Annotated in this window: 14 protein-coding genes and 1 tRNA gene; 2 read left to right on the top strand and 13 right to left on the bottom strand. The window is 32.2% G+C overall.

Features of this window, described 5'->3' with window-relative positions; translation table 11 throughout:
* Positions 1-979: 979 nt before the first annotated feature.
* The 6 genes from WOVOC_RS00800 to WOVOC_RS00830 form a co-directional block, all read right to left on the bottom strand.
* Complete coding sequence (locus tag WOVOC_RS00800; RefSeq protein ID WP_025264013.1) at positions 980-3,187, bottom strand: hypothetical protein; 2,208 nt, start codon at positions 3,185-3,187, stop codon at positions 980-982.
* A gap of 20 nt (positions 3,188-3,207) precedes the next feature.
* Positions 3,208-3,417, bottom strand: coding sequence for a hypothetical protein (locus WOVOC_RS00805; RefSeq protein WP_014869031.1), 210 nt, complete (start codon positions 3,415-3,417; stop codon positions 3,208-3,210).
* A 267-nt stretch (positions 3,418-3,684) separates the two neighbouring features.
* The gene (locus WOVOC_RS00810; protein ID WP_155981145.1) at positions 3,685-5,067 is read right to left on the bottom strand and encodes a hypothetical protein; all 1,383 of its coding nucleotides are present in this window, start codon (positions 5,065-5,067) and stop codon (positions 3,685-3,687) included.
* A 330-nt stretch (positions 5,068-5,397) separates the two neighbouring features.
* Positions 5,398-6,177 (bottom strand): exodeoxyribonuclease III, encoded by a 780-nt coding sequence (locus WOVOC_RS00820; protein WP_014869033.1) that lies wholly within the window; start codon positions 6,175-6,177, stop codon positions 5,398-5,400.
* A complete protein-coding gene (locus WOVOC_RS00825) occupies positions 6,177-6,884 on the bottom strand; it encodes a uroporphyrinogen-III synthase (protein WP_025264015.1) in 708 nt (235 codons plus the stop codon). Before WOVOC_RS00825 ends, WOVOC_RS00820 begins: the two co-directional genes overlap by 1 nt.
* Before the next feature lie 1,160 nt (positions 6,885-8,044).
* Positions 8,045-8,129 (bottom strand) — tRNA-Leu (locus WOVOC_RS00830).
* A gap of 62 nt (positions 8,130-8,191) precedes the next feature.
* Between WOVOC_RS00830 and tldD the strand changes: the two genes are divergently transcribed.
* Positions 8,192-9,619, top strand: a complete 1,428-nt coding sequence (gene tldD, locus WOVOC_RS00835) for a metalloprotease TldD (RefSeq protein WP_025264016.1) — start codon at positions 8,192-8,194, stop codon at positions 9,617-9,619.
* Here tldD and WOVOC_RS00840 read toward each other — a convergent pair.
* The 4 genes from WOVOC_RS00840 to hslV form a co-directional block, all read right to left on the bottom strand.
* Positions 9,614-10,534 carry a hypothetical protein gene (locus tag WOVOC_RS00840; RefSeq protein ID WP_025264017.1) on the bottom strand — a complete coding sequence of 307 codons (921 nt, stop codon included), beginning with the start codon at positions 10,532-10,534 and terminating at the stop codon, positions 9,614-9,616. The two genes, tldD and WOVOC_RS00840, sit on opposite strands and share 6 nt — an antisense overlap.
* Before the next feature lie 46 nt (positions 10,535-10,580).
* The gene (gene polA, locus WOVOC_RS00845; protein WP_025264018.1) at positions 10,581-13,169 is read right to left on the bottom strand and encodes a DNA polymerase I; all 2,589 of its coding nucleotides are present in this window, start codon (positions 13,167-13,169) and stop codon (positions 10,581-10,583) included.
* 1,983 nt (positions 13,170-15,152) lie between these two features.
* Positions 15,153-16,649: an ATP-dependent protease ATPase subunit HslU gene (gene hslU / locus WOVOC_RS00860; protein WP_025264019.1), complete on the bottom strand. Its 1,497-nt coding sequence runs from the start codon at positions 16,647-16,649 to the stop codon at positions 15,153-15,155.
* A gap of 1 nt (position 16,650) precedes the next feature.
* On the bottom strand, positions 16,651-17,205 hold the full coding sequence (gene hslV / locus WOVOC_RS00865; protein ID WP_014869039.1) for an ATP-dependent protease subunit HslV: 555 nt from the start codon (positions 17,203-17,205) through the stop codon (positions 16,651-16,653).
* A gap of 107 nt (positions 17,206-17,312) precedes the next feature.
* Here hslV and gshA point away from each other — a divergent pair, with 107 nt between their 5' ends.
* On the top strand, positions 17,313-18,473 hold the full coding sequence (gshA, locus tag WOVOC_RS00870) for a glutamate--cysteine ligase (RefSeq protein ID WP_025264020.1): 1,161 nt from the start codon (positions 17,313-17,315) through the stop codon (positions 18,471-18,473).
* A gap of 10 nt (positions 18,474-18,483) precedes the next feature.
* Here the strand turns inward: gshA and WOVOC_RS00875 are convergent, their stop codons facing one another.
* The 3 genes from WOVOC_RS00875 to WOVOC_RS04725 all read right to left on the bottom strand — a co-directional run bounded on the left by WOVOC_RS00875 (position 18,484) and on the right by WOVOC_RS04725 (position 20,894).
* On the bottom strand, positions 18,484-19,326 hold the full coding sequence (locus WOVOC_RS00875; RefSeq protein WP_025264021.1) for a hypothetical protein: 843 nt from the start codon (positions 19,324-19,326) through the stop codon (positions 18,484-18,486).
* A gap of 75 nt (positions 19,327-19,401) precedes the next feature.
* Entirely contained in the window at positions 19,402-20,424 is a 1,023-nt protein-coding gene (gene hemH / locus WOVOC_RS00880) for a ferrochelatase (protein WP_025264022.1), read from the bottom strand.
* Between the two features lie 206 nt (positions 20,425-20,630).
* Complete coding sequence (locus tag WOVOC_RS04725; RefSeq protein WP_025264024.1) at positions 20,631-20,894, bottom strand: hypothetical protein; 264 nt, start codon at positions 20,892-20,894, stop codon at positions 20,631-20,633.
* Positions 20,895-21,035: the final 141 nt, after the last annotated feature.

A 21,035-nucleotide genomic window follows, 5' to 3' on the forward strand; every position in this document is an offset into this window, starting at 1 on the left:
GCATAAGATCTAGCATAGTAAGCTGCTTAATTTTATTAAATTTTCTGCTTGTAAAGCATGGTGGATTCTTTTGCTATAGCAAGTAATGTTTACTGGATGACTTTTACATATAGCCAGTGCCTAAAGTTTTCAGCTCTGCTTCTGGTAGACAATAATAAGTTGGCTAAACAAAAATGAACGGTATAACTTAACTAATATGTACGCGTGTTTTTAACCTTCGAGAAATTCAACTTTTCTAGGTAGGTTAAGGCTTTGATTTCAATGGCTATGCAACTCTAGCATGTAGCGCACTAAATGTGGAGTAGATATAGAAAATTTTTGAGATTTAGATTCTTGGTTATATTTTCTGCATAACATCAATCCATATACATAGCACTAAAAAACAGGAATTATGACCGTGGCCTGCTTACTTTATATGAAAATTTTTGAGCATTGACTAAACCATAGTAGTGAATCTCAATTGCAGGAGATTCACTATTAAATTCTTGTATGATTTTTTGAATAAGTTGTAATGAATACTGTAATGCGTCAGGGATAACTATAAGAGTACCTATCAGAACGTTTTCAATTCCAGTCTTCGGGATTATTTTTCTTAGATAGATATGATATCTTTGTTGTTGAAAAGAGAATCTGAAAAACAGCAATTAGCACCGAGGTAAGGATAAGTAGTGATAATATGTGCTTATGCGCCTATTATAGTAGCGAGCTTACTCACTTTTTTTAAGTTGATTTAATATTATAAAGTCAGTAAAAAGAATTTTACTGTAGCGGGTGATAGCTGGATAATTTTCAGATATGAAATTTTGATGTTCTTGGAGACTTGCCGAACGATGATTCAGTCAATAGTATCGTTACACAATACTATACCTATAGCGGATAAGCAAAGTTAGTAATACCCTCCAACGTCAAAGAATTTTGACTACGATTCTAGCTGGATGGAGTCAATTATAAATTAGCTAATCAAAAAAAGTAGTGCGGCTTAACCAATATTCCAGGTACTTTGCTCTTTTTGCTTCTGCACATGTTTTTTAGCCTTCGGTAAATCTATCTTTCCTGGCGGCAGATCAAGTTTTGACTTTGGTGATTTTGTGATTTCTTTATATAGTACACTAAGAGGAGTGCGTACAGAGAGCAACTCCTGAGGTTTAAATTCTTGACTATGCTTTCTGTATAACATTAATGATATACGTGGAACTCCAGTAATTGCAATCTTAGGAATTTTTTGCTTAAGGGGAGATAACATCTTTGTTATGAAGGATTTATCATCAGTATTTAGTGTATTGAATTTCTGTAACTCTAATGGAGTGCTGCTATTTGATTCTCTTTCTTTGCTACAGAGCGAACTAACTCTATGTTTCTTTAAAAATTCACTTCCAGGTTCACTGTTTGCTCTGTTCTTTACATACCCTGCTTTAGAACGCTCATCGCTATTTTTATCAGAAGCTGAAGAGGAAGGGAACAGTGGTACTTTTTGATTACTGTGGGGCATAGGCCTGCATGCTGGAATATCATTACTTAGAGAATACTCAGAATATCTCTCCCTTAAAGATTTACCACTTATCCCAGATGAATTTATATTATAACACGGCTTCCCTTTTTCTGCTTCTTGTCCTGATCTTTGGTTGAGCAGCTGTTGTACCCTTGCTTGTTTGAACAATGGCTTTAGTGATTCACCCTTATCGTCAGAACTTAAATGTTTATTAGACACTTTCTTTGGTAACGCTAGATTTGAGCTGCTCTCATTAGTATAATATTTCTTGTCTATATTGTTATGAGATTCATTACTAAACCATGCACTACTATTATCTGAATTATTTTTACTCTTGGGATTCAATGTAGCCGGTGCATAGTGAGAATTACTGTCCAATAGCCTACTTGAACTTTCTATAATACTCGCAGGTTGTAGTGAATCTGATTTAGAAAAATAATCGCTGCTCTGGCTCAATGTTGAACTAAGTTGTGTATCAGCTACCTCAGGAGTACCTAAACAGCTAACACTCTCACCATGATATTGAGATGTAGTAATCACCTCTAAATCAGACTTAGGAGATCCAAAATCAGCTGTAAATTCAAAATATCCAGTTCTTTCATTATATGCAATTGGAGATTGCATAATTTCAGGAAGCACCTGAGCAATTTTTTTACTAGAGATAGCGTAAACTGGGCTTTTACAATTAGTAACACTTAGTCTTGTAGTCTTGCCTCTAATATCGCTCATGAGGGTTTTGCACACTGCTGCATTAATTTCATACACATCGTCACCATTTAGGGGTTCAAGCTGACCATCATGCCTTTTTATTAAAGGTATAAGGGCAAAATAATTACCACCTTCTCTTTCCTTTTCATCCGTAAAAATATCATAATCATAACCATCAATAAATTTCCCTGCCCATTTAGAAATTAAACCACCAAGAATACCTTTGAGATTCTCAATTTTAGAATATTTTTCGCCTGGAGTTTTAAAGCTAAGTGCTATTCGCCCTTTAACATATTTTACTACATTTTCAACTACTTTATCGCTCACATTTTTAATGTATAACATGTCATCTTTATAGTGATAAAAGTCAAAACTTTCGAGACTGCATTCTCTTAACCTTAAGTTAAGTTCTTGAATATACATCTTTTTAAACAATTCAAGAGTTTCTGAATCATATCCTTCCCTTTCAAAGTATTCGCCGTCAAAAGCTATACAATATAGATAATGCTTTTTCAAAGGGTTAGGTCCATAAAATGCTCCTATTTTAACGGTACCTCTTACCCATTCATGGCCTTCTTCTTCTGTTATCCCTGTTTTTACCACTAAGCGTGCAATCAATTTCAATGTCACAGCTCTATCAAGTTCATTAACTAAATGTATCTTTAAATTGCGTATTACTTCTTTATTTGTGGAATCTGCAAGTTCCACTGCTATAACGTTTTCATCTAAATATTTTTTATTAGTATTGGCACTTAAAACAAATGGAAAACAGTTTAAGTTATAATATCTACCTGCCACTACCTCTCTGTCAAGATATTGCTGTTTTATTATCTCCTTTCCTATTCTATGTAGGTATTCTGCCACATTAGTGCCATGAGCAAATGAACCAACAATTTTTTTGCCTTCTACAGTTAAATTAGTATTAATCCTATCACAAAAATAATTGTTTAAGTTAAACACATTAACCAGCTCTTTTATAGAATTACCCATAATTCCTCTTATTAAAATTGTTATGAAATAACATTACTATTCTTACTTTTACTACCACTGGCACTAGTAGAAGTGCTACTACCTAGTTGTGTGTTAGGTTTGTCACTTTCGCATTTTCGTTTTTCTAACCTATATTTGTTAATATCAACTTTTTCATACTTATCGCTTGGAATCCATGTACCATCAGGTTGAGGTCCCCAATTATCTTTTTCACCATTATTGCCATGCATGTTGCCCCTAGTAAGAACATTAGGTAACTAGTATGCTAGAAATAAATTTGAGTGTAAACACTTTTTTATATTTTCCTTTTAAAAAACTTTGTTCTTTTTTTTTGTACTTCTAAACTCTAGCGTCATGTACTAAAATGGTACTTTTCTTTATTACTAAAGTAATCAATACTAGAATCTAGTTTTTTGACAATTTCATTAAAATACCTTATTAAAACATAAATCCTATAATCACAAAATCTAATTTGCTATTAAGCCCTACTCTTTATGTTATCTACTTTTCGATGATGCTTCTTCTAGTGCCTTTATTAAGGGTACATAATTATTGACTTTTACACCTCTAAATTCACCTGTTGGTTGGTAATTATTAACAGCAGTAGACTTTTCTCTTTGTGAACTCCTCTCAGCAACTTTTTCTTTAAGCTCATCAGCAAGGTCATTCATTTCGTACCTACTAGTAAACTCAGATTCTTTGCTACTAATACTACTAGCAGTACTGTATTTATTGATAGATGTAGCCCTTGTTTCAATAATATCTTCATCGAAATTTATGTTGTAACCAGTAGATATTCCTTGGCTTTTAGAATCAAACGCTATTCCACCAGCCACAAATTTTTCCTCTATAAGTTTTGATGAACACATAGCTAACTTCAGTTCTTCTTTTTTTTCTACCTGTTTTGTTTTTTGCTTGTCATGTTTTAGTACCTTGGATTTATTCTTATTCATATCATCCTTGTATGTAGTGGGCTTCGTAATCTTTAAAGATTTTGGTAAAAATTTTTGTTCTTCTTTGGTCAGAAGGATTGGCTTTTTCAACCATATTCCAGTGCTTGACACTGAAATAATACCATGTGTGAATTGGAGCTTTTTTCTTCCATCAACTTTAATTTCTACCTTTTCGTAAGCTTTTTTAGTTACTTCTTCTTTTGGCAATGTTTCTTCCGTTTTTTTATCTTCTTTTTCGGTTGTTTCTGTTGGAGATATAATTCCACCTGAAAGTAGCTCTGCAACTGATGAGGTTAACCATCCAACTAGGAATATTTGAATTTTTAGTTTCAAATTTTGTAATAACTCCAAACGATCGAGCACTTTTACAAACTCTTCTGGAGATAACTCACTACTGCCTAATTTTTTCTGTAATTCTTTCATTTCTTTGTTCAATCTTTCATTGAAACTTAAGTCTTGTGAAAAGACCTTTTTGATTAATCCCTTAAGTTTGTCATGAATAAGTTTTATAATTGTAGCAACGTGGTTTTTTTCTTCTTTTTCCTTTATTATACGGTAGATTTGTGGATCTATATCTACTCCAAGCTCGCTGTCTGTGAAGTTAAAAAATCTAAAAAGTTTCTCCAGTAAAGTATTTATACCGATTATAAAATAGTTATCTTCCTCATTAGAATGTACCTTTGAACCAGATACTCTATCACTATTAGAGTCTTTTTCAAGATTTAGTTTTTTGGATAGCAGGCTGTCAACATGACTCAATGCCTGATTTTGCAATTCAATGCGTTTAGTAGCAACACGCTTCTCAATTTCTTCTGCAGCAGTTTTGAATTGGTTAGTTTTTTCTTTTGCAGATAAGTTTTCTGCTATAATTTTTCCAAGATAGATTGAACTATCGCTTGAGTTATTATTAGAAAAATTGTTTATCATGTTGCCTCCCGACATAATTAAAGTATATACTTCAATTTTACAGTACTGAATATTTAATAATTATTAATCCTAAAGTTGCCAATAAACTTTTCTAAACTTGTATGCTATACATATTATACTATACACCATATAGCTTTTTAGTGCAATTTCTGCTATTTTTTCAAACTTTAGATTTTCAATGTACTTCAACACCTGCTTCACAGAATTAATTTTACGGACCTTGCTTTAACTGTCTTTTGCCTTTGTTGTATAAAGTGTTTAATATAGGGCTATCATAGCTTTTGATATGATATTATACAGCCATTATGTTCCTTTCTTCAAAAGATCTTTTTACCCTATAACACATATAACTGGCGTATGATCAGATGGATTTTTCAACTTGCGCAATTTGTCATCTATGTAGCATGTTTCTAACCTATCGGCAGCTTGGGGTGATAATAGTATATAATCTATTCGCATTCCTTGATTATTTCGGAATGAATTATCTTGGTAATGCCACCAAGTAAACTGCTGTAAATCTGGATTAGATATTCTAAATGCGTCTTTAAACCCAAGATTCAAAATTGCTCTCAATTTTTCACGTTCTCTTATATGGAAACACACTTTGCCATTCAATAAAATTGGGTCAAAAACGTCAATTCCATCTAGTGCAACATTATAATCACCAGCTACAATAGTTAGCTCTTCATTTTTCAATAAATTGATTATTTTTTCATATAAATTGTCAAAAAACTTAAGCTTATATGCAAATGCATTAGAATCTGGGCTCTGGCCATTTGGGACGTATATACTCACTACTCTTATCTTTTGATTATCGTACTTTACTACACATTCTATATAACGTGCTTCTTGGTAACCTTCTACAATGTCAATTTTAAATTTCTCTAGTATTAGGTATTTAGATAAAACACAAACACCGTTTCTCGCAACTTGCCCATAAACAGCGCATTTATATCCAAGCTTTTTTATTTCTTCGTAAGGAAACTGTTTTTCTGTGCATTTTGTCTCTTGTAGCAAAATTATATCTATTTGATTATCAATTATGAGATTGCAGATTTGGTCAATTCTTTTACGTATAGAGTTCACATTCCAAGTTGCAATTTTTAACATCAGTAATTCTTATTAATTATATTAATTAAACTTTCCCTAGTAGGTAACCTCGATGTTATAATTTTTTTCCATTTGATCGACTTTAAACTGTCAGCGATATTTTTACTCATAGTATATGCAATTATATTGCTTATTGTGTGAGATAAACCACTTTTTAGAACTAAAGAACAAAATACTCTCGCTGTCTGTGAAGAAAAAAAAACAACACCATTAATTTTATTACCCGATAACAAGTTTTTGCACCTGTTAGTTAAACTTTTTTTAACGATTGTTTTGTAGAGTATAACTTCTCTTACACAAAAACCTTCTTCAGATAACCTTTTTTTTAAATCGCATGATACCTCTTGTCCTCTTATGTACAAGAACTTCACTGCTATTGAATAGTGATTTTTTATGAATGATATCAACCCATCAACATTACTATCTGCTGATACAATATCAGAAAATCCTAAATCCTTTGCAGTTTGCATCGTTGAATTGCCAACAGTAATGATTGGAAGATCACCTATCTTACATATCTGACTAAATGCCTTTACACTGTTCTTGCTTGTGGATATTACTACGTCAAATTTATATGCAGATATGTCAGGCTGTAAATGCTTTATTGTGAATACTGGTTCTATATATACTTTATATCCATGTTTTTTCAGTGCATTTCTTGTGTTTAGTGAATCTAATAAAGGCCTCGTTAATAAAATAGACTTCATTCTCATTTGCTTTACTATAGGTGAAAATAATACCTCTATAAACGAATTGCTGAATAAAAATTTTTGAGCTACAGCAATGGTAAGGAGTACTAGTACTCTTACTGATTTAAAGTTTTCTAATTTTCATTACTTTTTATGAATTATCTTCAGTTTTAAGCATAAAGGTTAATTCTTTTTCATCTAGAGTTGCCTTATTCATCTTATAGCAACTACTTATGTAACATCTATATTTGTTGCTGACTTTTATCCACTTTTTCATTATTAAAGATTTTAGATATAATATTATCCATCTTTCTACAGCTCCTATGTTCTATATATCAAACTGTTTTCACTATACTTAATTACTGTATATATATCATCTATGAATTTTTGATTATTCTTATTAAACTTAGATACTATATAATTTATATCTTTCTCAAAAAAAGTTGAAGTAATTATCAGAAAGGCTATTGTATTCAACTATGTAATTTGTGTAGTTAGACTCAATTAAACTAATATTTTCTTCAGAAAACTCTGTAGAAGAGCTTATAAAAGCTATTATAATATCAACTAATTACGTTAATAAATCATTAATATAATGACTGTACTCCTATATAAATTAAACAAGTTAACTTGTTAATGCACATCAGCAATTTACCTATTGGTTTCTTCTATAACTTGCTAATCATTAATCATAAGCTCGACCAATGTTGGTTGTCATAATAACATGGCCTAAGATGGAAGAAGTAGTAGAAATGAAAGGGATGATAAAAGGTTCTAGCAAGTATAGGTGTGACTTCTTTTATTAGGAAATTAGATACTAAATGCGATATCAAAACAAATTTTTATTAATTTTTTTTATCTAAGACAAGAGTACTTTCTACGCTAAGCTAATTATTAAGATAATATTTCAAAAATGATCTTTTAGTCACCATATATTTAAGGCAGATGAAAGTGTATTTAATGTAGTGTCAACAATACTGAAATGCTGACCTGTAGGCAGGAAAGATATATCAAAGCTGATACTTGCTGTATACTCGATAAAAGAAATAATAGATAGTACAATAGTTAAACGCTTTTTTTGTAAGTAAGCCTTTCCTCTTAACAAAACTTGTGAGCTTAGATACAAGTAAGTATATTACGGAGTTGATTTGTTTAAGAAACAATATAAAAATTAAGAGTGCCCGAGAGAAGACTTGAACTTCCATAACTTTAAAAGTTACTAGCACCTGAAGCTAGCGCGTCTACCAATTTCGCCACCCGGGCTTTTTATAGTTTACTATGTTAAAATTAAATAATATACTTAAGCAATTTTTAGTTTAAAGGTAATGCCAGATAATGTAAATTTAGATCAGATATTTTTTGCTCATAATAATGTTAATATTAATAATATATATAAAATAGTTAACAGTGTTTTGAGCAATAGTAATTGTGGTGAGCTATTTTTAGAATTTTGCCAATCAGAGTCCTTGATTTTTGATAATAATGTACTGAAACATATAGATTTGAATACCAGAAGGGGGTTTAGTTTAAGGGTTTTTTGTGAGAGTAGTACGTCTTTTATCTGTTCTTCTGAGATTAGTGAAAGAGAAATTAGTCATGCTGCTTCCATAGTAAGAAGTTCAATATCTTTAGATAAAACAAGTTCAACAAGCTTAAAAAAAGAGACAAAAAATCTGTATCCAAGGATTAACCCCATAAATGAAATAGACCTGATCTCAAAAATGAGACTACTCGATGAAGTTAACGAATATGTAAGGTCCAAAAATACCTTCGTGAAACAAGTAAAAATAACTCTGAGTGGAGAATGGCAAGTTGTGCAAATAATAAAAGATGATCACAGATTAAGTGATATCAGGCCTCTAGTGTGTTTTAATGTGTTAGTTATTGTAGAGAAAAATGGTCGCACTGAAAGGGGTTTTGCAGGACATGGTGGGAGAGACTCTTATAGTAAATTTATTTCTGAGAAAATGTGGAAAAAAGTTGCAAATCAAGCATTAGAACAAGCATTGGTAAACCTTGAGGCAATTCCGACTCCAGCTGGAGAGATGATAGTTGTCTTGGGTCCAGGTTGGCCGGGAATATTATTACATGAAGCTGTGGGTCATGGGCTTGAGGGTGACTTTAATCGTAAGGGAGTTTCAGCATTTTCAAACTCTATTGGTAAGCAAGTAGCAGCTGGTGGTATTACAGTAGTTGATGATGGAACTCTACCTAATTTACGTGGTTCTATTAGAATAGATGATGAAGGTACTACACCTTGTTGCAATGTATTGATAGAAGATGGAATTCTTAAAGGATATATGCAAGATCATATGAACGCTAAACTTATGGGTATGAATTCAACTGGTAATGGTAGAAGGGAAAGCTATAAGGAAATTACTATGCCACGCATGACAAACACTTATATGTTGCCAGGGAAGTATACACCAGAAGAGATAATATCTAGCGTAAAAAGGGGTATATATGCAGTGAACTTCAGTGGTGGGCAAGTTGATATAACGTCAGGAAAATTTGTTTTTTCATCCTCAGAGGCTTATTTGATAGAAAATGGTAAAGTTATACAGCCAATCAAAGGGGCGACATTGATTGGTGATGGTCCAACAGTGTTGAAAAAAGTATCTATGGTTGGTAACGATTTAAGATTAGATCCAGGTGTTGGTACATGCTTAAAAGATGGGCAAAGTATACCCATTGGAGTTGGTCAACCGACACTTAAGGTTAACTCAATCACAGTAGGCGGAACTGAGTTATAAGCCATGCTGACTTTCTGTTACTTTTCGCCGTTTATTTTCTTTTTCTTGGAAGGGCTGATTTTGGTTTGCCTTAACTTGCTTAGGTACAGTAGACGGCTTACTATTTTCTCTTGCTTGAGCAGATTGTTTACTTTTCTCAATTTGGGTTTCTAAAATTTTACTAATGCCCCCACTAATTTCATTACTCCACTTTTTCTTACTTGACGAATGAGGATTATATAAGGTACCTTTTTTGTCATTAAAAAAAAGGCTCTTTATTGCACCTGATATGGGCAATATAAGAAGAATACCATTGATTGTTGATGTGATTGGGCCAGTGCCAAATATTAGTACTGAAAAAGAAAAAAGAATAATAGGAAATAAAAGTTTACGTAAGAACGTTATTACCATTTCTTCATCGCTAAATGGTAGTTTATCATCTTCTTTTTTACCTTTGTCGGAAAATAGCAATCCATTCTTAAAAGAACTAAAGAAGTTCTTAGGATCTATCTTAACTCCAAATAATCGTCCAGCAAACTTTATAAGAGAGTCTTTAGCTTCTGTGTTGCATATATCAGATATGCACTCATTAACTACTTTTCCTATTTTATCCTTATTTGAATTTTTTTTATTCGCTAAATTTTTTTTCCTGATTTTCTCAAGTACAGAAAGTAAAAATTGAAGGAAATTCTCTTCACTAAGTTGTTTTATATCTTTTGGTCCGACATTTTTAAATATAGCCTGATTTTGATCTAGCATAAAAGTAAGTGTTGCCTTGTCATCTTCCTTTAACTCTTCAGATTGTACTTTATTTTTTAGCGACTCTATAAAGGTATCATAGATCACTCTATGTTTCTCTTCGAAAATTACTTCACCTTTTATTATCTGAGTAGATGACTTTGAAAGATTTAAATCCTTCGTTTGCAGAGGTATCATGACTGACCTATTTGCATTTGCCTATACTTTAATTATAATGTATCTTTCATATTAATTCAAATGGTTTATTTTTAGAATTTACAGCGTTTAAGTCATAATTAAGAGAATTTGAGCCCCAGTTGTCGCTAATTTTTATCTCCACTTCAAGCGGTACAGAAATTTTTACTGCATTTTCCATCACGTTTTTCATAAGTTTTGCTGTTTCTTGTACTTTACTGTTCTCCACCTCAACCAGTAGCTCGTCATGAACTTGGAGAATTATTTTACCTGACTTTAACTGATCATGAAGTTGAACCATTGCAAGTTTTATTATGTCAGCAGCAGTTCCTTGCACGGGTGCGTTTATTGCTGCCCTTTCTGCAAATTGCCTTAGATAAGGGATTGTGTTGTTTATGTCTTTTAGAAAGCATCTTCTACCGAATAAGGTTTCTACATAGCCGTGCTGCCTTGCAGCAGATACCTTTTCTTCCATATAGATCTTTATCTCTGGATAACAGGAGAAGTAATAGTCAATATATTCAGCAGCTTCTCGAACGGTAATTTTAAACCTTCTCGCAAGGCCAAATGGGCTAATGCCATATATAATTCCAAAATTAACAGATTTTGCTTTTTGTCTTAGCTGCTTATCCACATTTGCACCTTCTTGCACTCTAAAAACCTGTCTTGCAGTGATATTGTGAATATCTTGTTTATTCACAAAAGCTTCTTTAAATGCTGTAATATTTGCAATATGTGCCAAGAGTCTTAATTCTATTTGTGAATAATCAGCAGAAATTATCTTACATCCTTTTGGAGCAATAAATGCTTGCCTGATGAGATTTCCCTCTTTGCTCCTGATAGGAATATTCTGCAAATTAGGATTACTGGAGCTGAGCCTACCTGTTGCAGTTGTTGAGAAAATTGTATGTACTCTACCATCAAGGGGATCTACCCGCTTTACTAGTGCGTCAGTGTATGTACCCTTTAGTTTACTTAAATGTCGCCAACCTAAGATCTTACTTGCAATTTTAACTCCTTCTATTTCAAGTTCTTCTAATACTTCAGAGCTTGTGCTATATGATCCAGACTTTAATTTTTTCTTTTTACTAAGCCCCATCTTATCAAACAAAATGTCACTTAATTGTTTTGGCGAAGCAATATTAAATTTTTCTCCTGCTAAGTTATATATGTTACTCTCAAGCACAGTTAGTGATTGTTGAAATTTACCGGATAGCTCCTGTAGCTTTTGAGTATCTAGCAATATTCCATTTTTTTCCATGTTGAGTATCACTTTCACAAGTGGCTTATCGAAGCGTTCGTAGATTGTAAAAAGCTTTTCTTGAAATAGTCTTTGCGTTAACTTTTTATGGATCGTTATTAAAGCTTTTGCTGAGAAAGCCTCTATATCTTCACTTAAACTATGTGCAACTATACTTGGAATGCTGTGATCGTGCTTTCCTGTGTCAAGACTATACGATATCGTCATCAAATCATCAACTGAGCATAATGCTTTCTCTATTGCAGGAAATATTTTTTTGATCTTTCTAATATTGTGTATTATTTTCAACATCCCATTTGCAAGTAAATTTGAGTTCACTATAATGAGCGAATCTTGCAGGCAGTTTTGATTTATGTAAAAAATACTGTTTTCACTGCAAGATAAGGAAACTTTACTTAACACGTTATTTTCAAAATGGCAATAGATTGCAATTTTACCCTCATATCTGCAATGCTCCAAAAATTTTTCTAATTCTTTGTTTCTATATTCTATTTTCCTTTTAATGCTAGGTTTACTATAAGGAAAAAGCTTTTCTACTTTGCCTATCAATGAATTAAATTCATATTTCTTTAAAAAAAATAATAATTTCTTCATATTTGGAGGGTAGACCTTATGCTTTGCAATATCACAGTGAAGATTCACTTTTTCACATAGTGATAGAAGCTTTCTTGAAATGAATGCTTTTTCCTTATGTTCAGTGAAAATATCACGAATCCTTACTTGCTTGATGTAACTAATATTTGCCATAATATTATCTAACGAATCAAATTCATCCAGAAGTTTAACTGCAGTTTTTGGACCTATTCCTGGAATGCCAGGAATGTTATCAGATGCATCTCCAGTTAGAGAAAATAAATCAAGAAGTCTGTTTGAATTTACGCCAAATTTTTCTATTACTTGTTTTTCATTTATGTATATATTTTTAATAGGATCAAATATTAGTATGTTGTAATTCAACAGCTGAAATAAGTCTTTATCTGGTGAGACTACTACTACTTTAAAGTCTTGGCGGTTGGCATATTTTATAGCTAGTGTTGCAATTATGTCATCTGCTTCATAGCCTTCAATTTCTTCGTAGCTAAGGTTAAAAGCTTCTACTGCCTCTCTCAGTATTGCAAACTGTAGAGTTAAATCCTTAGGGGGTGTTATTCTGTTCGCTTTATACTCAGGATATGAATCGTGCCTGAAATTTTTCTTGCCAGAGTCAAATGCTATAGTTAAGTAATCTGAATATGTAATATATTTAAGAATCATATTAAGAAAACCATACACAGCCCCTATTGGGGTACCGGTTGTGGTAGTTAAATGATGTAAAACGTAATAAGCTCTGAAAAGAAAGCCGTAACCATCAATAATTGTGAAAGTTTTTTCTTGCACTCTGAGTATTCACATGTGTCCTTGATACTCTATTATTTGGATGTAAAAATCAAGTCTTTGTTTTCTGCTTTTGATCATTACAAGAGATTTTTATTTAGAACAATATTAATACATAGTTAATAGTTAACATTTTAAATTAAGTTGTATGCTAGCAAATTGAAAGCTTAAAATGGATAAAAAAGAGAGCTAAAAGGATCAAGTCATCTAGCTGAACTATAAAAGCAAGGCGTAAATTCAGTAAATTAGATACTGGCAGCTTGATTATTCTTAACTCTGTTTCAAAGTAATCGGTAGAGCAACGTTAATAAAAGTAAGATTTAGGATTAAAGAAAAATAATCAAATCTCTGAGAAAGATAGAACTCACTTTTTGTTAACCATTAACCTTAATTCAGGTGTAGAGTTAGTATCAAATGATAGCGGAATATTGTTAAGCTCTAGTATAATAAATGACAGCGAAATGCTTGTAGCATCAAAATAAAGTGTTATCTGGTTAAACATACTGGCTAACTTAATAGCAAAAGATCACCATTAATCAAGATTGGTGATTAGTGAAAAATCACTTATTCAGGAAAAATTAAAAAAGTTAGCGTTTCTGGAATGCTAACACTAAGAGATTTTGTTACACTGAGAAAAGATCATCTCAGATAAAGAGTAAACCTAAGTAAACTCAAAAAGAGGCTAAGCAGGCTACTAGTCTTGACGATCAAATTAAAGCTCTGTAGAGTAGCAAAATAATTTGCAATAGAAGCTTGCTAAGCCTAATCGAGTAGAGGAAGTCATTTATACTTATAAAAGTAAAAGAGCATAAAACTAAATGGAGAGTTGAGAGCTTAGTAGAAAATTTTAAAATGACAAAAGCTTAGAATTTTGGATTCTATAAATGGATCTTGCGATATAAGTAACCCTAACAAATAAATATTTAAAAAATGAATAGATAAAATGGTATAGGTGTTATATGTGTGCTAATAGCTGTGATGGTTTTTTTGAATTCAATGTCTCTAGTATGTAAAGCTCTTCAAGAAATACTAAAAAGCTAATTCTTTACATATGAAAGTAAATAGATCCAGCCCTCAGATATGATGCATCAAGTTAAAGCTCTATTGTAAAGTAGTAACATAAAAGAAAAATGCGAGAAAAATTTAAAAGAGATATATTAAGTTTTAAAGAACGAAATAGGTAAAAACGGAAAAAACTTTAACTTTAAAAATGATCAATGTATTAATAGATTAGGAAAATAGAAACGTGTCATTAGGTTCAATCATGGAATCTATACAAACAGTGTAACTATTGTAACAGATATCAAATTTCTGGAGAAAAGATCTAAGATTTAATGTAAAAAACACAAAACAATGGCTACAACTAATATAAACTATTTTCGTTATCTTATAGCAAGATCGCCTAATCCTATTGTAATGATTGTGATTAACTTTATTGATTATTCTTGGGCTATTAAATTTTCTTTGTTGCTCCAGTTCTCTTATATTGTTAATAAAACTTAATTCCTTATCATGGAGTTTGATTTTTAACGTTTGTATTTTTCTTTAAGTCTTTATGATTTGGTTTATTGCCTACTATTTTAGTAGTGCTATTATTGTTAGAGCTTAGTGTAACGCTACATTCTTTTTCGTTGATGTACCTGCTTGAATTCATATTTATGTAAGAAATTAACTAATTCATAATATATAATTTTTTTATCATTCTTATCTTTGTAATATAGCAATTATATCTTTTTTTTAGTATCATCACCTAACATTGAAAAACCTATAATCTTATTATTTTCGTAAAGCTTACTATCTAAAAGTTTGCTTATTTCAATACCTGTACTCTTATCTTTCAATATTATTCTCGTATGAAGACTACTATTGTTATTACAGTGATCTTGATGAATTGATATATAATTAATAACGCTACATTAATATACCCGCAAATTTTGCTTCAGCTTTTTTCCTAAACAGGAAATACTAATAAATTAGTATATTTTATTAAAGTATAAACTTAGATAAATTAAGCTGCTTTGAAATCGATCCTAGTCTATCTTTCACATATTTGCTATCTATAACAAATTTTTCACCATTTTTCTCAGAAGAGATAAAGCTTATTTCATCTAAAAGCTTTTCCATGATGGTATGTAGCCTTCTTGCACCTATGTTTTCCACTTGCCTATTAACTGTAAATGCTATTTCAGCTATGGTTTCGATACCGTCATCAGTAAACTCAAGCGTTACATTCTCTGTTTTCATTAGAGCTATATACTGCTTCAATAAACTAGATTCTGGTTCCTTTAATATTTTTATTAAATCTTCTTGAGTAAGTGCTTTAAGTTCCACTCTGATTGGTAACCTTCCCTGTAATTCTGGTAAAAGATCAGATGGTTTAGATTGATGAAAAGCACCAGATGCAATAAATAATATGTAATCTGTTTTTACATGACCATACTTGGTTGAAATGGTTGTTCCTTCAAGCAGTGGTAATAAGTCACGTTGTACTCCTTCTCTATTGACTTCACCTTTTACCTCTGTACATGCTGCAATCTTATCTATTTCGTCTAAAAATACTATACCTTCATTGCTAACAAGATCAAGGGCTTCTTTGATTATCTTATCTTCATCTATTAACCTTTCACTTTCTTCATTAACCAATATTTCACGGGCTTCTTTTACTTTAACCGTAATGGTTTTTGTTTTTTTGCCTCCATTAAACATTTTACCTATTAGTTCTGTTACATTTACTATGCCGACTTGCCCGCCTGGCATACCTGGTATATCAAAAGCCGGTAACATGCTCTTGCTTTCTCTGACATCAATGGAAACTTCTCCATCTTCAAATTCCTTATTTTTTAACCTTTTTCTAAAAATCTCTTTACTCTCTTCGGTTGCATCTTCACCGACCATAGAATTAACTATTATCTTTTCAGCCAGATCTAAAGCTTTTTTAGCCAAAGCTTTGCGTGCTTTTTCTTTGACTAAAACTATTGCTGCATCAACTAGATCACGTATTATCGAGTCAACGTCACGCCCAACATATCCTATCTCAGTAAATTTTGTTGCTTCAATTTTTATAAATGGTGCACCTGCAAGCTTTGCTAGACGACGAGCCATTTCAGTTTTACCGACTCCCGTATGACCAATCATCAGTATATTTTTAGGTATGATTTCATCACGTAAAGGAATAGGAACTTTGTTACGACGCCAACGGTTTCTGAGCGCAATAGCAACAGCACGCTTTGCATCGTTCTGTCCAATTATGAATCTATTTAGCTCTTTAACTATTTTTTGTGGTGGCAGATCATCTAATAAAATTTGTGTACTGTTGTTAACTTGAGCACTGCTATCATTTTCATTTGAATCACAACTACTCTTAGTATTTTTACAAGGATTACTTTTTTCATTATAGGCATCCTTATTATAAGTCTGCTCTTCTGAAAGAGTCACGGATTGATTAGAGAAATTAGTGCATAAAAATTTTTGTTCAGAATACATACTACCCCTCTACCTTTTCAATAATTACATTATGATTTGTATAAACACATATATCAGCTGCTATCTTCATAGCTCTTTTTGCAACCTCCTCTATTGACATCCCTTTAACCTCAACTAGAGCTCTTGCTGCAGATAGAGCAAAATTCCCTCCTGAACCAATAGCTGCTATTCCATCTTCAGGTTCAAGGACGTCACCCATTCCTGTAATCACTAATGAAATAGATTCATCTGCAACTATCATCATAGCTTCTAGCCTTCTTAAATATTTATCCATCCTCCAATCTTTCGCAAGTTCAACACACGCTCTCATTAATTGTCCTGGGTGTTTATCAAGTTTTGATTCCAATCTTTCAAAAAGAGTAAATGCATCAGCTGTTGCTCCAGCAAAACCAGCGATTACAGAATCATCAGAAAGGCGTCTGACTTTTTTTGCTCCTGATTTTATAATGGTGTGACCCAGTGAAACCTGTCCATCACCTATTACTACTACACTTTTACCTCTTCTAATTGATAATATAGTAGTTCCATACATTCTACTGTTGTCATGTTGAATCATTTTTTTATAATTTTAAATAGTAATTTCATTATACTGTAACCATTAATTAAATATGGCTTAGCTATAGCGTATAATATAGTACTTTCCTTATAACATTTAAAGTGTAGATGCAAAACATAATTCATCCAAGTTTGGAAAAAAATATGAATGATTGGTTTGAGGTAAAATTTGACGATTTTGCATTGCCATTTTATAGCTCTGTCGACCTTAGAAACTCCGGTTATAAAATTGCTCCAATAGACGCTAATTTGTTCCCTGCAGGGTTCAATAATTTAAGTGAGGCATCAAAAATAATAGCGGCAAAACTGGTAAAAAGGTTCTTTAAAAAAAAACGATATAAAAAAACTCTTGTGATACCAGAAAACTATACACGAAATAAAATGTATATAGAAAACGTATTTGCTATAGAAAAGATACTACGACTAGCAGGTTTCGAAACTAAAATTGGTCTCCTTCATGATGAAGCCTATAATTTAATAGGACCGTATGAAGCTATTGTGAAAGATAACTCTCTATTGAAGACAACCTCAGGATTCGTGCCCGATGTTGTTGTATTGAATCGGGATATGACAAGCCATATTCCAGACGTATTAGAAAACGTAAAGCAGGAAACAGTACCGAGTCCACTATATGGTTGGCACAGTAGACAGAAATTTCGATACTTTGAAATCTATCAAAAATTGGTGTCCGAATTTTGCGGCGAATTTAAAATAGATCCCTGGCTTATTTCTGTATTTACAGAGAGCTGTAAAGGGGTCTATTTTGATGATGCTTTATCGCTGGAAACAGTGGCAGCTAAAGTTGATCAAGTGTTGTCTCTAGTGCAAAAAAAATATGAGGAATATAAAATAAAAACTCAACCTTATGTTTTTATTAAAGCAAACAATGGAACATACGGAATGGGTATTATAACAGCAATAAGTGGAGAGGAAATATTAACTCTCAATAAAAAAAAGCGTCATAAAATGAAAAAAATAAAGGAAGGTGTAGAAATCAATAGCGTTATTATACAGGAAGGTATACCAACCATAGATATACTCGAACACAGTCCTGCAGAGCCACTAATATATTATATAGGAAATACACCAACATGCTATTTATATCGGTGTAATAGTAGAAAAAATATATATTTTAGCTTAAATTCCACTGATTGTGAATTTCATGACATTAGCCAAATTGTAGAAAATAAAACCCTACTACTCTGGAATATGGTTGGCAAATTAGCAGTGCTAGCATTGTCAGTAGAGATGAGGTCTTTTCATATTTAGTTTTTTACCTTTATATAGAGTGGCCGTTTGGTAAATTGCTACCTTGCTGAATATGGTAATCCCTGTCAAGTTCAGTGGAAAGATTATCATTGATAGGCTGATTAAGCAATTTGTCAAGCCAGACTAATAGTAATACTGTGCTGCATATTATACTAACTGTTACACTTAAGTTGAAGCTATAAACTACACCATTACCTAAGTTTATCGGTGTAGTTGCAGTATCCACCCTTTTAAATATGAAATTTAATAATCCTAGTGATAAAGTTAATGTATTAATAGTAAGATCCTTCTTACACTTAGTAAGCTCTTTCTTGCATTTAATAAATTCACTAGTACCTTTTTTATCCTGATATTTTTTATGTGCCTCTTGATATTTTTTGTATATATAATAGCAGCCTACTGGTTCTGAAGTAAATAAGAATAGGGCTGTTGATATTAATTGAATACGACTTATTGCATTCGTATTACCTTTAGTTAAGAAATGGAGAACTTGTAACATTATTAACACTTCTATGGCGTTACTTGAAAGACTAGCTAATTTGCCTACTATTTTTAATAGTTCTTTTTTACTATTATGATTCCTGTAATCCTTGATTAGATCGCGTAAAGTAAGTGTAGAATGAACAATCAATAGAATGAATGTTGGAAATTTTACCCATTGAGCAATCTCACGTATAAGGAGGATGTTTGACCTATTATTATCAATAAATTCGCAACAAAATTGTAGTGAAACCTTACATAACAAGGCTGTTAAACCTGTTGTGATACAAATTACCTTTTTGATATCATGATTGTAAGCATCATGTACCTTTTGTGCAAACGTGTTTGGTTTCTTTTTTAGCTCATTTAGCATAATAGCTAATGAAATAACAGTTTTTTGTTATTCTATCACAAAAATCTCAAAAAGAAAGTGCTGTGAATCAGGACTTTAATAACGGCTTTTACATAAATCAGCCAAACATTTAATAAATAAGGAATCAGTACTGAGAGTTGGTACGCGAAAATAATATCCGCTTTTAATTATTGCTTTATGTTCCGTATCAAGTTCAACAAGCGTTTCTGAATGCTCAGAAACAAAAGATATAGGCGATAAAACCACAGGTACACTATCAGCTTTTGCACGCAATAGTTCACTTTCTATGCTAGGCTCCAGCCATTTTACAGGTCCAATTTTGCTCTGGTAACATATCGCCCAATCAAGGTCTTTAATATTTAATCTTTTTACTATTAATTTTACTGTTTCTTCTATTTGTAAAGCATAAGGGTCGCCTTTTTTAATAACACTCAGAGGTAAACTATGGGCCGAGAATAGAATTCTTGGCTTATCAATTCTGCTAGCTAACTTGTAATACTTGGCTACCAAGCGGGTATGAGCTTCAATAAAGTCTTGATTATCGTAATAATGGTAGATTGTTTTTGTACTACATTTTAAACCATGTTTTTTAGCACTTTTTTGCCAATTTTCGATGGATGACAAAGTTGTAGTAGTTGAATATTGAGGATATAGAGGCAGTAGAATTACTTCATCAGGATTAAACTGCTTTACACTTTTAACAACTTCATCAGCAAATGGGTGCCAATAACGCACACAGATGAATACTTTGGCAAGCTTTGGTGTCATTTCATCACATGATGATGAAATCAGGTGCTTTTTTCTAGATTCTAGTATCGTGCTACTTGGATGACAAAATACAGCTTTGTTAAGCTCCTGCTCAAGCGCTTTAGCTTGCATTCTTGTATTCTCCAAGATTGGTGATCTGCCTCCAATTTGCTTATATATTTTTTGTGCAGTATTTTCTCGTTTTGCAGATATAAACTTTGCTAAAAGAAATCGAAAAGGATTTGGTAGATTTATTATTCTTCTATCATAAAAGAGATTAAACAAAAAAGGACGGACCGCACTGAGTGAATCAGGTCCGCCAAGATTAAATAAGATAATTGCCTTTTTCACTTATGTATTACAACAAGTTGCTTTTGAGATGCCTATACGTTTAGCTATGAGTTCATTAAGCCTAGATATAGGTACTAAATTTCTCATACTAGCATACAATAAGTGACCAGACCTCTGTAGATTACTTCCTGTAGATGCAAAAGAACTTTCACCGAAACTCAAATCAACGCAAAAACTTGATTTTGCTTCAAGAAGTTTAACAGTAGCTAAAAATAACATAATGTAACTTTGTATTTTCTACTTTGATTAAAAATTGGAAACCTTATAGTACCTTTCTTAAATTCTGCGTCTATTATTTCTTTACTGTAATCAGTAATTTTCTCTAATAACCACTCACGTACATGAAAGCTTTTTACAAAAAAGCATGCTCCTGTCATCAACATAGCACATATAAGTGCACACTTTATAGTGTTTATATTGTCTATCATAGCTGGCGGTGCAAAACAAATAAGCGGTACTATGGTTGTCATTTCAAGAGATGGAATAATGTTTTTTTTATTATGAAAGCAGCATCTTTTTGTAATTTTGTATTGTGATGTGAGCCATACTCCAAATAACTTAAAAAAGCCAAGCTGAAAGTTAAAAATCCTTTTGTAGCATAAAAAATCGGT

Source organism: Wolbachia endosymbiont of Onchocerca volvulus str. Cameroon, from assembly GCF_000530755.1.
In the GTDB taxonomy this organism is placed as follows: domain Bacteria; phylum Pseudomonadota; class Alphaproteobacteria; order Rickettsiales; family Anaplasmataceae; genus Wolbachia.